Below are 12,742 nucleotides of genomic sequence, written 5' to 3'. Positions count from 1 at the left end.
CTTTGGCGCTCCTTATATCGACATTCTCCTCGCGGGTAAAAAAGATTTTTTCAATCGACTTATCAAAAAACCTAATAGCGCCTCAATCGTCGGAGGTCTTTTGCTTGTATTCGCACAAGTCTTCGATCCGGCAACTGCCGCAGCGGGGCTTGCGGGCCAGGCAAACATAGCGTCCGTGAAGGATCAACCAGTGATGTGAATCGAGCAGGTATTGCTTGGGCACGAACTTCATCAGTTTTTTCTCAACCTCGACCACATTCTTGCCTGGAGCAATGCCAGTGCGGTTGCTGACCCGGAAGATATGCGTGTCGACGGCCATGGTCAGCTGACGGAAGGCGGTATTGAGCACCACGTTGGCAGTCTTGCGACCGACGCCGGGTAGTGCTTCCAGCTCCTCGCGGGTCTGCGGCACTTCGCCTGCGTGACGCTCCACCAGCAAGCGGCACGTCTCGATCACGTTTTTGGCTTTGCTGTTGAACAGGCCGATCGTCTTGATGTACTCCGACAGCCCTTCGACACCCAGTGCATAAATCGCCGCCGGCGTATTGGCCACCGGAAAGAGTTTGGCAGTGGCTTTGTTGACGCCGACGTCGGTCGATTGTGCCGAGAGAATCACGGCAATCAGCAATTCGAACGGCGAGGAATAGGCCAGTTCGGTCTTTGGTTCCGGGTTGTCTTCGTGAAACCGGCGGAAGATTTCCAGACGTTTTGCGGCATTCATGGGCAGTGCGTTTCCTTGAAAGCGTTCAGTGTGGAGTGGTCGGGCGGGTGCAGGCCTGCCAGGCGGCTATCAATAGGCCCAGCAAAATGAATCCGCCAGGGGCCAGGGTGGCCAAGTGAAAGCTACCGTTGCCGAAGAGTTCGCGTAGCAGGCCCATGCCCACCAGCAATGCGCCGAACACACCGCACAAGCGCAGGCGGTCACGCCATGCGCTCTGGTAAAACCCGGTGTGTTCCAGCACGACGCATTGCAGGGCGATCAATCCTGCATAGATCCCCACGTGCTGCAGACCTTGCAGCGACCAGGCTTGCGCGGCGAGTTCAGCGCAGCTGGTCAGAGCCGCCGCCAGCAGCACACTGGCCAGCAGGCGTGTGGCCGGGACCATTCGCGATCGCAAGGCGCCCATGCTCACGCCGAAGGTACTGGTCACCACGATAAACATCAGCCACAGGCCCAGCGCGGTTACCCACGAGTCGGTGGCACCGATCAGCGGCGTCAGCATCAGCGAATTCTGCAGAGGCGATGACTTATTCATGGAGACTGCTCCCGATCAGCTGTTGCCGGTGCTCATCGAAGTAGCGCAACGCGTCATGAATGGCGCTGACCACCGCTCTTGAAGTAATGGTCGCGCCCGCGATCTGATCGAATTGACCCTGATCCTTTTTTAAAGACCAGCGACTGTCGTCAGGCTCGGTTCGGGACTTGCCGGAGAAAATCTGAAGCCAACTATTGGGCCAGTCGGCGATTTTACCGCCCAACCCAGGCGTTTCAGATTGCTTGAGGGTTTTGACGCCCAGCAGCTTGCCGTTGATGTCGATGGCGATCAGCAAGTCGATGGAGCCTGCATAGCCCAGGGTCTGGCTGCGCAACAACACGGCGCTGGGTTGGCCGGCCTTGGTTGCGCGGTAGCCGACGAGCAGGGTGCTATTGGCCAGTGCGATGTTGTCGAGGTTGAGCGGCTGATCCAGCGGTTGATTGTCGTAACTGTCCGAGGGCAGCAGGTCCAGCAGGTTGCGACTGTCGATCAGGCGTTGTTCGGCGGCGATGTGCGGCGCGATGGCGTGTTGCACGAGGTAGGTCGCACCAACCCCCACGGTTGCCAGCAGCACCAGCGTGACAATGCTCGACGTTCGGTTCATGGCGCACTCCGCTCTTGCCTGGCGGCGACAAACCGGTCCAGCGCCGGCACACAGAGGTTCATCAGCAACACCGCAAATGCCACGCCGTCCGGGTAGCCGCCCCAGGTGCGAATCAAATAGGTCAGCAGCCCCACTCCCGCCCCGAACAACAGTCGGGCACCGGGGGCTTTTGCGCCAGACACCGGTTCCGTCACGATGAAGAATGCACCGAGCATGCTCGCGCCGGTGAGCAGGTGAAACAGCGGCGAGCCATGAGAGTCGGAACCCGAGCCGTTCCAGCACAGCAGGCTGATGATGAACAGGCTGGCGAGCATGCCGACTGGCGCATGCCACGTGAATATTCGCCGTTGCAGGAGAAATGCGCCCCCGGCCAGAAACGCCAGGTTGACCCATTCCACGCCACGGCCGCCGACGTGGCCGAACGCCGGGTTGCCGGCGAAGAGTTCGTCCATGGTCAGGCTTTTGTTGATCCGCAGGCTGTCCAGCGCCGTGGCCTGGGCCCAGGCATCCGGAGGGTCATTGAGGCTGAAACCAAACACCTGCTGCAAACCGCCCAACAGGTCCATGCCGTGGGATGACGGCCAATGGGTCATTGGTTGAGGAAACGTCACCAGCACCAGGGCGAAGCCGAGCATTGCCGGGTTGAAAGGGTTTTTGCCGACGCCGCCATACAAGTGCTTGCCGAACACCATTGCGAACGCCGCAGCACTGACCGTCAGCCACCACGGGCAATAAGGCGGAAGGGCCAGCGCCAGTAGCGTCGCACTGACCAGGGCGCTACCGTCGCTCAAGGTGGGTTTGAGCGCTCGCTTGCGCAACTGCAACACGGCCCCTTCAACAGCCAGCGCTGTTACACCCGCCAGGATCAGGTTGATCAATACCCCCCAACCATACAGCCCGAACAACACCAGCATCCCCGGCAACGTGGCCAGCAACACCAGCTTCATGGCCTGCTGAAGGCGTTCGTCTACCGATTCAAGGGGCGCCATAAGCATCCACCTGACGCTCGGCTTCGCTCACTGCTCCCTCCAATATTTCGATTTGTTCAGCGGACGCTTCGCTCGCTTGAGCTTTTTTAAGCGCTGCGCGGCGCATCGCCAATTGAATTTTTGCCCGATTCAGCTCCGCATTTTTTGCCGGAGCAACGGGCGCCGAGGTGGGCGGTGCGCTGTTTTCCAATGTCGCCAACGCTTGCTCGGCCGCCTCGAACTGCTGTTGCAGGACGATGAGTTGCGCCTGCTGTTCAAACGTCGGTGGATGCCCGAAGGCCTTGAGCGACTTGTTCAGTTGCGCCCGGCTCATGGCCAGATCGATCTTGGCTTTTTTCAACACTGCATCGGCAGTGGCTGCTTTCTGAGCACGCACCCGCTCAAGTGCGGCTTGAACCGGGTCGAGGGAGGGCGCTTCACTGGGCTGCGGCACTGTGCGCTGCGCACGAGCCTGACGTTCCGCGAGTTTCTGTTCTTCCTCACGTTGCAGCCTGGCGTTGCGTTGTTCGAAACGGCGGCGGGCGTGATTGCGTTTGGCCGCGCGGGCGCGTTGTTCCTCAAGGCTGAAGGCCAAGCCGCCGACGATCGGCAGCACCGTGCCCAGTGGTAGCGGACGCATCTCGATGCAATCCACCGGGCAGGGTGCCACGCAGAGGTCGCAACCGGTGCATTCATCGACGATGACCGTGTGCATCAATTTGGCTGCGCCGACGATGGCGTCCACCGGGCAAGCCTGAATGCATTTGGTGCATCCAATGCACTCCGCTTCACGAATATACGCAATCTGCGCCGGGGCCGAACCGCGACTCACATCCAGTTCCAGCACCGGCACTTTCAGCAAATCGGCCAGGGCCGAAATGGTTTCGCTGCCGCCCGGTGGGCACTTGTTGATCGGCTCGCCGCTGGCGATGCCCTCGGCGTAGGGCTTGCATCCGGGGTGGCCGCACTTGCCGCATTGGGTCTGGGGCAGGAGGGCGTCGATGCGTTGAATCAGACTCATGTTTTGATCAGTCCGCTGAATCCGAGAAAGGCCACTGCGATCAGACCGGCGCCAATCAGGTCGATCGGCAGGCCGCGAAAAGGCAGGGGGACATCGTTATCGACGGTGCGCTGGCGCAAGTCGCTGAACAGACTCAGTACCAGCCAGAAACCCAGACCGGCGCCAAGGCTCAGGGTCGTGGCCTGGAAAAATCCTTTGTCGTCCTGGACGTTGATCAGCGCCAGCCCAAGCACGCCGGCATTGCCGAGGAGCAGCGGCCAGAGCCCTTCGAATGAAAGCGTCGACATTACCTTCGACAGTAACTTCAGCAGCGGCGCGATCAACAACACGCTCAGCGGCAGAAATACGAACAGACGCAGCGAAGTCAGCTCCAGTGGCACCAGCAGCCAGTGGTAGAGCGCATAGCCGAGCATGCCGACGATCAGCATCAGACACGTCGTCGCAATGCCCAGTGCATGAACTTGACCGCGCTCACTGCTCATTAGCGGATCGACGCCCAGCGGCCAGTGCAACACGAAGTTGTTGATCAGGGCAGCGCTGATAAGTGTAAGAAGCATCTGGGTCATGATCTTGCCGGCAAGAAAAGGCCTGTCTACCTGAAGGTTAGGCATTATCCGGCAAGGCGGGAGGGTGGGCCAGACATGAAAATCCCACCGTCGCGCCGGGCACGACGGTGGGATTCGTTTTAGCGCAGAAGCTTACTTGATCCGCTGCCCTGGCTTGGCGCCGCTGTCGGGGCTCAGCAGGTAGATTTCTTCACCGCCAGGGCCCGCCGCCATCACCATGCCTTCGGAGATGCCGAACTTCATTTTCCGTGGCTTGAGGTTGGCGATCATCATGGTCAGGCGACCATTGAGCTTGGACGGATCCGGATAAGCGCTTTTGATCCCGGAGAACACGTTACGTTGCTCGTCACCGATGTCCAGGGTCAGGCGCAGCAGTTTGTCGGCACCTTCCACATGTTCGGCCTTAAGGATCAGAGCGACGCGCAGGTCGACCGCGGCAAAGGCATCGAATTCGATCTCCGGCGACAGCGGATCCTTGGCCAGTTCGCCGTTGCCGGCCGGTGCGGTTTCGCCGGTGTCGGTTGCGCTGGCGGTCAGGTCTTCTTTCGAAGCATCGGTCATGGCTTGCACTTTCACCGGGTCGATACGGGTCATCAACGGTTTGAACTCGTTCAACTGATGGTTGCTGAGCAGCGTTGCGTGATCGTTCCAGGTCAGCGGCGCGACGTTCAGGAACGCCTCGGCATCGGCGGCCAGCAGTGGCAACACCGGCTTGAGGAAGATCACCAGTTGGCGGAACAGGTTGATGCCCAAGGCGCAGATGGCCTGGACTTCGTCTTGCTTGCCTTCCTGTTTGTTCAGCGACCACGGCGCCTTGTCGGCGATCCAGGCGTTGGCACGGTCGGCCAGGCCCATGATTTCGCGCATCGCACGGGCGAAGTCGCGAGCCTCGTAGGCGTCGCAGATGCTCGGCGCAGCGGCGAGGAACGCGTCGGTCAGCTCGGGTGCGGCGTTACCCGCCACCAGCACACCGGCGTTGCCTTTCTGGATGAAACCGGCGCAACGGCTGGCGATGTTGACGACTTTGCCCACCAGATCGGAGTTAACCTTCTGCACGAAGTCTTCGAGGTTCAGGTCCAGGTCGTCGACGCCACGGCCAAGCTTGGCCGCGTAGTAGTAGCGCAGATATTCCGGCGACAGGTGGTCCAGGTAGGTCCGCGCCTTGACGAAGGTGCCGCGGGACTTGGACATTTTCTGACCGTTGACGGTCAGGTAGCCGTGCACGTTGATGCCGGTCGGTTTGCGGAAACCGGCACCTTCGAGCATTGCTGGCCAGAACAGCGCGTGGAAATTGACAATGTCCTTGCCGATGAAATGGTACAGCTCGGCGGTGGAATCCTTGCCCCAGAACGCGTCGAAATCCAGGTCCGGACGACGGTCGCAGAGGTTCTTGAAGCTGGCCATGTAGCCGATTGGCGCATCGAGCCAAACGTAGAAGTACTTGCCCGGCTCGTCAGGGATCTCGAAACCGAAGTACGGCGCATCGCGGGAAATGTCCCACTGCTGCAGGCCGGCGTCCAGCCATTCGGCGATCTTGTTGGCGACCGCGTCTTGCAGGGTGCCGCTGCGGGTCCAGGCCTGCAGCATTTCCTGGAAGTCCGGCAACTTGAAGAAGAAGTGCTGGGAATCCTTGAGCACCGGCGTGGCGCCAGAGATCGCCGACTTCGGATCCTTCAGGTCGGTCGGTGCATAGGTTGCACCGCATTTTTCGCAATTGTCGCCGTACTGGTCTTCGGTGCCGCATTTCGGGCAAGTGCCCTTGATGAAGCGGTCGGCCAGGAACATCTTCTTTTCCGGGTCGAAGTACTGAGTGATCGAGCGCTGGGCGATGTGCCCGGCGTCGCGCAGCTTCAGGTAGATCTGGCTCGACAGCTCACGGTTTTCTTCGGCGTGAGTGGAGTGGAAGTTATCGAAGTCCACCAGGAACTCGGCAAAGTCGGCGCTGTGTTCAGCCTGGACGTTGGCGATCAGTTGTTCCGGGGTGATGCCTTCCTTTTCCGCGCGCAGCATGATGGCCGAACCGTGGGCGTCGTCGGCGCAGACATAAATGCATTGATTGCCGCGGTGCTTCTGGAAGCGCACCCACATATCGGTCTGGATATATTCCAGCATATGGCCGAGGTGGATCGAACCATTGGCATAGGGCAGGGCGCTGGTGACGAGGATCTTGCGTGGCTCGGACATGGGGCTCGGCTACTTGATGAAACGGAAGTCGGCCACTATAAAGCGCCGGCGCATATTTTTCACCCCCGCGACCGGCATCCACGGTCCTTGTAATTGGATGGACTCGCCCAAGCCTGCGTCCGGTTGCCTGTAGGAGCGAGCTTGCTCGCGAAAGACCTGAGAGCGACACGTTTATCCAACATGAACGCGTTATCGTTAACGTCTTTCGTCGGAACGCCGCCCGGAGCAAGCTCGCTCCTACAGGCGAACGCAGGCTTCGCCAGCTGCTACAGGTAGCATTCAGCCATGGGATATTTGTCACACTCTGAAAGCATGCCGAACAAGCCATATAACGGTTAGGATACCCGCCTGATTTTCCAGTCTTGTTATCGGAGTTGCCCATGAGCGCCGTCAATCGCGCAGCGGTGGAAGCCGTCCTTCGCCAATACACCGACCCTTATCTGAACCAGGACCCGGTCAGCGCCGGGTGTGTGCGCAACATCGACATCCAGGGCGATCGCGTCAGCGTCCAGCTGGAGTTGGGCTACGCTGCGGGCCTGTTCAAAAGCGGCTGGTCGCAGATGCTGCAAATGGCCATCGAAGGGCTGGAAGGTGTGACGATCGCTCGTGTCGAGATCACCAGCGTGATCGCCGCGCATAAGGCACAGGCGCAGATTCCAGGCCTGGCGAACGTGAAAAACGTTGTCGCCGTGGCATCTGGCAAGGGGGGCGTGGGCAAATCCACCACCGCCGCCAACCTGGCGTTGGCGTTGGCGCGCGAAGGCGCCAAGGTCGGGATTCTCGACGCGGACATCTACGGTCCGAGCCAGGGCATCATGTTTGGTATCCCTGAAGGCACCCGACCAAAGGTCAAGGACCAGAAGTGGTTCTTGCCGATCGAGTCCCATGGCGTCGAAGTCATGTCCATGGCATTCCTGACCGACGACAACACGCCGATGGTCTGGCGCGGGCCGATGGTCTCCGGGGCATTGTTGCAACTGGTGACGCAAACCGCGTGGGGCGATCTGGATTACCTGGTCATCGACATGCCGCCAGGCACCGGTGACATCCAGCTGACCCTGGCGCAGAAAGTCCCGGTAGCTGGCGCTGTGATCGTGACCACCCCACAGGATCTGGCATTGCTGGATGCGCGCAAGGGCGTGGAGATGTTCCGCAAGGTCAACATCCCGGTGCTGGGCGTGGTGGAAAACATGGCCGTGCACATCTGCTCCAACTGCGGGCATGCCGAGCATCTGTTCGGTGAGGGCGGTGGTGTGAAGCTGGCCAACCAGTACGGCGTCGAATTGCTGGCTTCGTTGCCGCTGTCGATGGTCATCCGCGAGCAGGCCGATGGCGGCAAGCCAACGGTGATCGCCGAGCCCGACAGCCAGATTGCGATGGTGTACCAGGAACTCGCCCGCCACGTCGGCGCACGGATCGTATTGCAGGAAGCGGCGACACCGGCGATGCCGAACATCACCATCAGCGACGATTAAGACGATTAAATAGATCCCCCCGTAGGAGCGAGCTTGCTCGCGATGGACGTAAACGATAACGCGTGCTTTCTGGAAAAATGCGCCGCCTTCGAGTTCATCGCGAGCAAGCTCGCTCCTACAGTTGTTTTTGGGGGCCTTAGATCCGCAATCCGCCATCCATTTCCAGAATCCGACCGGTGTAGTAGTCGTTCTCGAAAATGTACGCCGCCGAATGGGCAATCTCTTGCGGCTTGCCCATGCGCTTGAGTGGAATCCCGGACGTCATCTTATCCAGCGCTTCCGGCTTCATGCCCAACGTCATTTCGGTTTCGATGAAGCCCGGTGCAATGCCCGCCACGCGAATACCGTAACGCGCCAGTTCCTTGGCCCAGGTCACGGTCGCCGCAGCGACACCGGCCTTGGCGGCGGAGTAGTTGGTCTGGCCAACGTTGCCGGCGCGGGAGATCGAGGAAATATTGATGATCGCGCCGCTGTTTTTCAGCTCGACCATTTTCGCCGCGACTTCACGGGTGCACAGAAACACGCCGGTCAGGTTGACATCGATTACCGCTTGCCATTGCGCCAGGCTCATCTTGGTCATCTCGCCGTCCTTGACCTTCAACAGCAGGCCATCACGCAGGATTCCGGCATTGTTGATCAGGCCATGGATCGCGCCGAAATCTTCGGCAACCTGAGCGACCATGTGCGTCACTTGTTCTTCGTTGGCGACGTTACATAGATAGGCGCGAGCCTCAACGCCCTTGGCTTTGCACGCGGCGACGGCCTCGTCGAGCTTTTCCTGGTTCAAGTCCACCAGCGCCAGCTTCGCGCCTTTGCCGGCGAAATACTCGGCCATGGAACGGCCTAAACCCTGGCAACCGCCAGTGATAATGATTACTTTGTCAGTGAGTTGCATTCGCATGCCCCAAGTAGGAGGTCAGAGTGGTTTCCTTTAAGAGGGCCTCTCGATCTGCACCTGATGTGGTCCGGCTGCACATGAGAACTGCCCTGATGGCGCACTGGAAACGTATCCCCAGTCACCTGTCCGTTTTTTCGACGGATTCTATAGAAGGAGTCATAAATTGAGCGTTGAAGCGGCCAAGAATGCCCGAGAATTGCTTCTCAAGGAATACCGTGGCGTGTTGTCGACACACTCCAAGGCCATGCCCGGTTTCCCGTTTGGCTCCGTGGTTCCCTACTGCCTGGATGAGCAGGGACGGCCGCTGATCCTGATCAGCCGCATCGCCCAGCACACGCATAACCTGCAGAAAGACCCGAAATGTTCGCTGTTTGTGGGCGAGCGTGGGGCTGAAGACGTGCAAGCCGTTGGTCGCCTGACCTACCTGGCCGAAGCGGAAAAGCTCGAAGACGAGGCCGCCATCGAAGCAGCGGCCGAGCGCTACTACCGTTATTTCCCGGATTCGCAGAGCTACCACAAAGCCCACGATTTTGATTTCTGGGTGCTCAAACCCGTGCGCCACCGTTACATCGGCGGCTTCGGCGCGATCCACTGGGTTGATCAGCTGACGCTAGCCAATCCGTTTACCGGCAAAGCCGAAGCGGGCATGGTCGAGCACATGAATGCCGACCATGCCAAAGCCATCGCGCATTACGTGGAGCTGGCAGGCTTGCCGAAGACCGAACCGGCACAATTGGCCGGTATCGACACCGAAGGCATGCACCTGCGCATCGGTCCGGTTCTGTATTGGCTGCCGTTTCAAGCGCCTTGTAATACGCCGACACAAGTCCGGGAAGCCTTGGTTTTCCTGGCTCACGCCGAGCATTGGCCGAAAAATGAAGTGGCCGATGCTTGAATTCACGAATCGGCGACGTCATCTAGGGAAGACTGGCAAGGCATTCTTGCGTTGAGGAACCATTTGATGCGCCCTTTTTTATTGCTCTTTGTACTGTTTCCGGTGTTGGAGCTGTTCGTATTCGTCAAGGTCAGCAGCGCGATCGGGTTTTTCCCGGCACTGCTGCTGGTCATTCTCGGCTCGATGCTAGGCGTGTTCGTGCTGCGTATCGCCGGTCTGGCCACTGCGCTGCGTGCTCGTGAAAGCCTGAATCGCGGTGAACTGCCGGCCCAGACCATGCTCGAAGGCCTGATGCTGGCCCTGGCGGGCGGTTTGTTGATCCTGCCGGGCTTCGTCAGCGATGTGCTGGGCCTGATCATGTTGCTGCCGCTCACTCGTCGGCTGCTGGCCAACACAATGCGCAAGCGTGCCGAAGCACAAGCCATCCGTCAGCGTGCATTCGCCGACGACCTGCAGCCACGTGGCGGTCCTGCCCCGCGCGAGCCTCTGGGCCGGGAGCCGAATGTGATCGAAGGCGAGTTCGAACACCGCGATTCCAAGTAAATCGTTTCACCTGCACGGCACCTTCGGGTGCCGTGTTCGTTTTCGGGCCAGCAACGTAAAAAATTTCGATCCTCGCCCTTGTAATAAGCTTATGCGCCCTTATGTAACGGTCACCGCAAGGTTTCTGGCAATCATGCCAGGCAGACTTCCGCGTCTCGCTTGTCGAGGCGCAACCGGCGCCGCCGGATTTGTTAAACCCGCCGGGAATACACCGGCCGATGAAAACCACAATTAGGAGAGATCGACAATGAAGCTTCGTCCTCTGCATGACCGCGTCGTCATCCGTCGCAGCGAAGAAGAAAAGAAAACCGCTGGCGGTATCGTCCTGCCAGGTTCGGCTGCTGAAAAAGCCAACAGCGGCGAAATCCTCGCTGTCGGCACCGGCCGCGTGCTGGACAACGGTGAAGTGCGTGCACTGGCCGTGAAAGTGGGTGACAAGGTTGTGTTCGGCCCGTACTCCGGCAGCAACACCGTGAAAGTTGACGGCGAAGACCTGCTGGTAATGGCTGAGAACGAGATTCTCGCTGTTATCGAAGGCTGATTTCCCGCTCATTTTCCCGCTACTACAAAGTATTTAAGGAATATCGATCATGGCTGCTAAAGAAGTTAAATTCGGCGACTCCGCCCGCAAGAAAATGCTCGCCGGTGTGAACGTCCTGGCTGACGCAGTAAAAGCGACCCTGGGCCCTAAAGGCCGTAACGTGATCATCGAGAAGAGCTTCGGCGCTCCGACCATCACCAAGGACGGCGTTTCCGTAGCCAAAGAAATCGAGCTGAAAGATCGCTTCGAAAACATGGGCGCGCAGCTGGTCAAAGACGTTGCCTCCCGTGCCAACGATGACGCAGGCGACGGCACCACCACCGCTACCGTTCTGGCTCAATCGATCGTCAACGAAGGCCTGAAAGCCGTCGCTGCCGGCATGAACCCGATGGACCTGAAGCGCGGTATCGACAAAGCGACCATCGCTATCGTCAAAGAGCTGAAAGCCCTGTCCAAGCCTTGCGCTGACACCCGCGCAATCGCTCAGGTCGGCACCATCTCGGCCAACTCCGACAGCTCCATCGGCGACATCATTGCCGAAGCCATGGAAAAAGTCGGTAAAGAAGGCGTGATCACTGTCGAAGAAGGCTCGGGCCTGGAAAACGAACTGTCGGTTGTTGAAGGCATGCAGTTCGACCGCGGCTACCTGTCCCCGTACTTCGTCAACAAGCCAGAGACCATGACTGCCGAGCTGGACGGTCCGCTGATCCTGCTGGTCGACAAAAAAATCTCGAACATCCGCGAAATGCTGCCAGTACTGGAAGCCGTTGCCAAAGCCGGCCGTCCACTGCTGATCGTGGCCGAAGACGTTGAAGGCGAAGCCCTGGCGACTCTGGTTGTGAACAACATGCGTGGCATCGTTAAAGTCGCAGCCGTCAAGGCTCCAGGCTTCGGCGACCGTCGCAAGGCCATGCTGCAGGACATCGCTGTTCTGACAGGCGGTACCGTTATCTCCGAAGAGATCGGTCTGAGCCTGGAAAGCACTACCCTGGAACACCTGGGTAATGCCAAGCGCGTGATCCTGTCCAAAGAAAACACCACCGTGATCGACGGTTCGGGCGTTGAGGCTGACATCCAGGCTCGCGTTCTGCAGATCCGTCAGCAAGTAGCCGACACTTCGTCCGACTACGACCGTGAAAAACTGCAAGAGCGTCTGGCCAAACTGTCCGGCGGCGTTGCAGTGATCAAGGTTGGCGCCGGTTCCGAAGTTGAAATGAAAGAGAAGAAAGCCCGCGTTGAAGACGCCCTGCACGCTACCCGTGCAGCCGTTGAAGAAGGCGTGGTACCTGGCGGCGGCGTGGCACTGGTTCGCGCACTGCAGGCGATCTCCGAGCTGAAAGGCGACAACGATGACCAGAACGTTGGCATCCAGTTGCTGCGCCGCGCTGTTGAAGCGCCACTGCGCCAGATCGTTGCCAACTCCGGCGACGAGCCAAGCGTAGTAGTCGACAAGGTCAAGCAGGGTTCGGGTAACTACGGTTACAACGCTGCTACCGGCGAATACGGCGACATGATCGAAATGGGTATCCTGGACCCGGCTAAAGTGACTCGTTCGGCGCTGCAAGCGGCTTCGTCGATTGCCAGCCTGATGATCACCACCGAAGCCATGATCGCTGAGATCAAGGAAGACGGTCCAGCTGGCGGCGGCATGCCAGACATGGGCGGTATGGGCGGCATGGGCGGCATGATGTAAGCCAGCCTTACCCCGTACGAAAAAACCCCGCCTGCGCTAAGCAGGCGGGGTTTTTTATTGCCCGGATCATTGTAGGAGCGAGCTTGCTCGCGATGGTC

General features: G+C 59.3%; 13 protein-coding genes. 5 read left to right on the top strand and 8 right to left on the bottom strand.

Features of this window, described 5'->3' with window-relative positions; genetic code table 11:
* Positions 1-82: 82 nt before the first annotated feature.
* The 7 genes from nth to metG form a co-directional block, all read right to left on the bottom strand.
* A complete protein-coding gene (gene nth, locus AC1MDT_RS16985) occupies positions 83-721 on the bottom strand; it encodes an endonuclease III (protein ID WP_480418207.1) in 639 nt (212 codons plus the stop codon).
* A gap of 25 nt (positions 722-746) precedes the next feature.
* Positions 747-1,256 (bottom strand): Rnf-Nqr domain containing protein, encoded by a 510-nt coding sequence (locus AC1MDT_RS16980; RefSeq protein ID WP_480418206.1) that lies wholly within the window; start codon positions 1,254-1,256, stop codon positions 747-749.
* Entirely contained in the window at positions 1,249-1,860 is a 612-nt protein-coding gene (locus AC1MDT_RS16975; protein WP_480418205.1) for an RnfABCDGE type electron transport complex subunit G, read from the bottom strand. The genes AC1MDT_RS16980 and AC1MDT_RS16975 overlap by 8 nt, the downstream gene beginning before the upstream one ends.
* Positions 1,857-2,849, bottom strand: a complete 993-nt coding sequence (locus tag AC1MDT_RS16970; protein WP_480418204.1) for an RnfABCDGE type electron transport complex subunit D — start codon at positions 2,847-2,849, stop codon at positions 1,857-1,859. Before AC1MDT_RS16970 ends, AC1MDT_RS16975 begins: the two co-directional genes overlap by 4 nt.
* Positions 2,836-3,849 (bottom strand): electron transport complex subunit RsxB, encoded by a 1,014-nt coding sequence (rsxB, locus tag AC1MDT_RS16965; protein ID WP_480418203.1) that lies wholly within the window; start codon positions 3,847-3,849, stop codon positions 2,836-2,838. Before rsxB ends, AC1MDT_RS16970 begins: the two co-directional genes overlap by 14 nt.
* Complete coding sequence (locus AC1MDT_RS16960) at positions 3,846-4,415, bottom strand: electron transport complex protein RnfA (RefSeq protein ID WP_480418202.1); 570 nt, start codon at positions 4,413-4,415, stop codon at positions 3,846-3,848. Before AC1MDT_RS16960 ends, rsxB begins: the two co-directional genes overlap by 4 nt.
* Before the next feature lie 132 nt (positions 4,416-4,547).
* Complete coding sequence (metG, locus tag AC1MDT_RS16955) at positions 4,548-6,599, bottom strand: methionine--tRNA ligase (protein ID WP_480418201.1); 2,052 nt, start codon at positions 6,597-6,599, stop codon at positions 4,548-4,550.
* A gap of 380 nt (positions 6,600-6,979) precedes the next feature.
* On the opposite strand from metG, the gene apbC reads away from it, so the two are divergent.
* Positions 6,980-8,074, top strand: coding sequence for an iron-sulfur cluster carrier protein ApbC (gene apbC / locus AC1MDT_RS16950; protein WP_480418200.1), 1,095 nt, complete (start codon positions 6,980-6,982; stop codon positions 8,072-8,074).
* Between the two features lie 136 nt (positions 8,075-8,210).
* Here apbC and AC1MDT_RS16945 read toward each other — a convergent pair whose 3' ends face one another.
* The gene (locus AC1MDT_RS16945; protein WP_480418199.1) at positions 8,211-8,969 is read right to left on the bottom strand and encodes an SDR family oxidoreductase; all 759 of its coding nucleotides are present in this window, start codon (positions 8,967-8,969) and stop codon (positions 8,211-8,213) included.
* Between the two features lie 166 nt (positions 8,970-9,135).
* Between AC1MDT_RS16945 and AC1MDT_RS16940 the strand changes: the two genes are divergently transcribed.
* The 4 genes from AC1MDT_RS16940 (at position 9,136) to groL (ending at position 12,644) form a co-directional block, all read left to right on the top strand.
* Positions 9,136-9,867, top strand: coding sequence for a HugZ family pyridoxamine 5'-phosphate oxidase (locus AC1MDT_RS16940; protein WP_480418198.1), 732 nt, complete (start codon positions 9,136-9,138; stop codon positions 9,865-9,867).
* A 66-nt stretch (positions 9,868-9,933) separates the two neighbouring features.
* Positions 9,934-10,410 (top strand): FxsA family protein, encoded by a 477-nt coding sequence (locus AC1MDT_RS16935; RefSeq protein ID WP_480418197.1) that lies wholly within the window; start codon positions 9,934-9,936, stop codon positions 10,408-10,410.
* Positions 10,411-10,657: 247 nt separating this feature from the next.
* Entirely contained in the window at positions 10,658-10,951 is a 294-nt protein-coding gene (locus AC1MDT_RS16930; protein WP_019827816.1) for a co-chaperone GroES, read from the top strand.
* A 49-nt stretch (positions 10,952-11,000) separates the two neighbouring features.
* Positions 11,001-12,644, top strand: a complete 1,644-nt coding sequence (gene groL, locus AC1MDT_RS16925) for a chaperonin GroEL (RefSeq protein WP_414910040.1) — start codon at positions 11,001-11,003, stop codon at positions 12,642-12,644.
* Positions 12,645-12,742: the final 98 nt, after the last annotated feature.

This window comes from Pseudomonas sp. ASL7 (assembly GCF_056680375.1).
The sequence above is the reverse complement of the archived record's forward strand: the minus strand, read 5'-3'. Positions and strand labels throughout refer to the sequence as shown.

Coding starts and splice junctions, on each gene's coding strand:
- AC1MDT_RS16930 (WP_019827816.1), top strand. CDS start 10,658: ATGAAGCTTCGTCCTCTGCATGACCGCGTCGTCATCCGTCGCAGCGAA.
- apbC (WP_480418200.1), top strand. CDS start 6,980: ATGAGCGCCGTCAATCGCGCAGCGGTGGAAGCCGTCCTTCGCCAATAC.
- nth (WP_480418207.1), bottom strand. CDS start 721: ATGAATGCCGCAAAACGTCTGGAAATCTTCCGCCGGTTTCACGAAGAC.
- groL (WP_414910040.1), top strand. CDS start 11,001: ATGGCTGCTAAAGAAGTTAAATTCGGCGACTCCGCCCGCAAGAAAATG.
- metG (WP_480418201.1), bottom strand. CDS start 6,599: ATGTCCGAGCCACGCAAGATCCTCGTCACCAGCGCCCTGCCCTATGCC.
- AC1MDT_RS16975 (WP_480418205.1), bottom strand. CDS start 1,860: ATGAACCGAACGTCGAGCATTGTCACGCTGGTGCTGCTGGCAACCGTG.
- AC1MDT_RS16970 (WP_480418204.1), bottom strand. CDS start 2,849: ATGGCGCCCCTTGAATCGGTAGACGAACGCCTTCAGCAGGCCATGAAG.
- AC1MDT_RS16935 (WP_480418197.1), top strand. CDS start 9,934: ATGCGCCCTTTTTTATTGCTCTTTGTACTGTTTCCGGTGTTGGAGCTG.
- AC1MDT_RS16980 (WP_480418206.1), bottom strand. CDS start 1,256: ATGAATAAGTCATCGCCTCTGCAGAATTCGCTGATGCTGACGCCGCTG.
- rsxB (WP_480418203.1), bottom strand. CDS start 3,849: ATGAGTCTGATTCAACGCATCGACGCCCTCCTGCCCCAGACCCAATGC.
- AC1MDT_RS16945 (WP_480418199.1), bottom strand. CDS start 8,969: ATGCAACTCACTGACAAAGTAATCATTATCACTGGCGGTTGCCAGGGT.
- AC1MDT_RS16960 (WP_480418202.1), bottom strand. CDS start 4,415: ATGACCCAGATGCTTCTTACACTTATCAGCGCTGCCCTGATCAACAAC.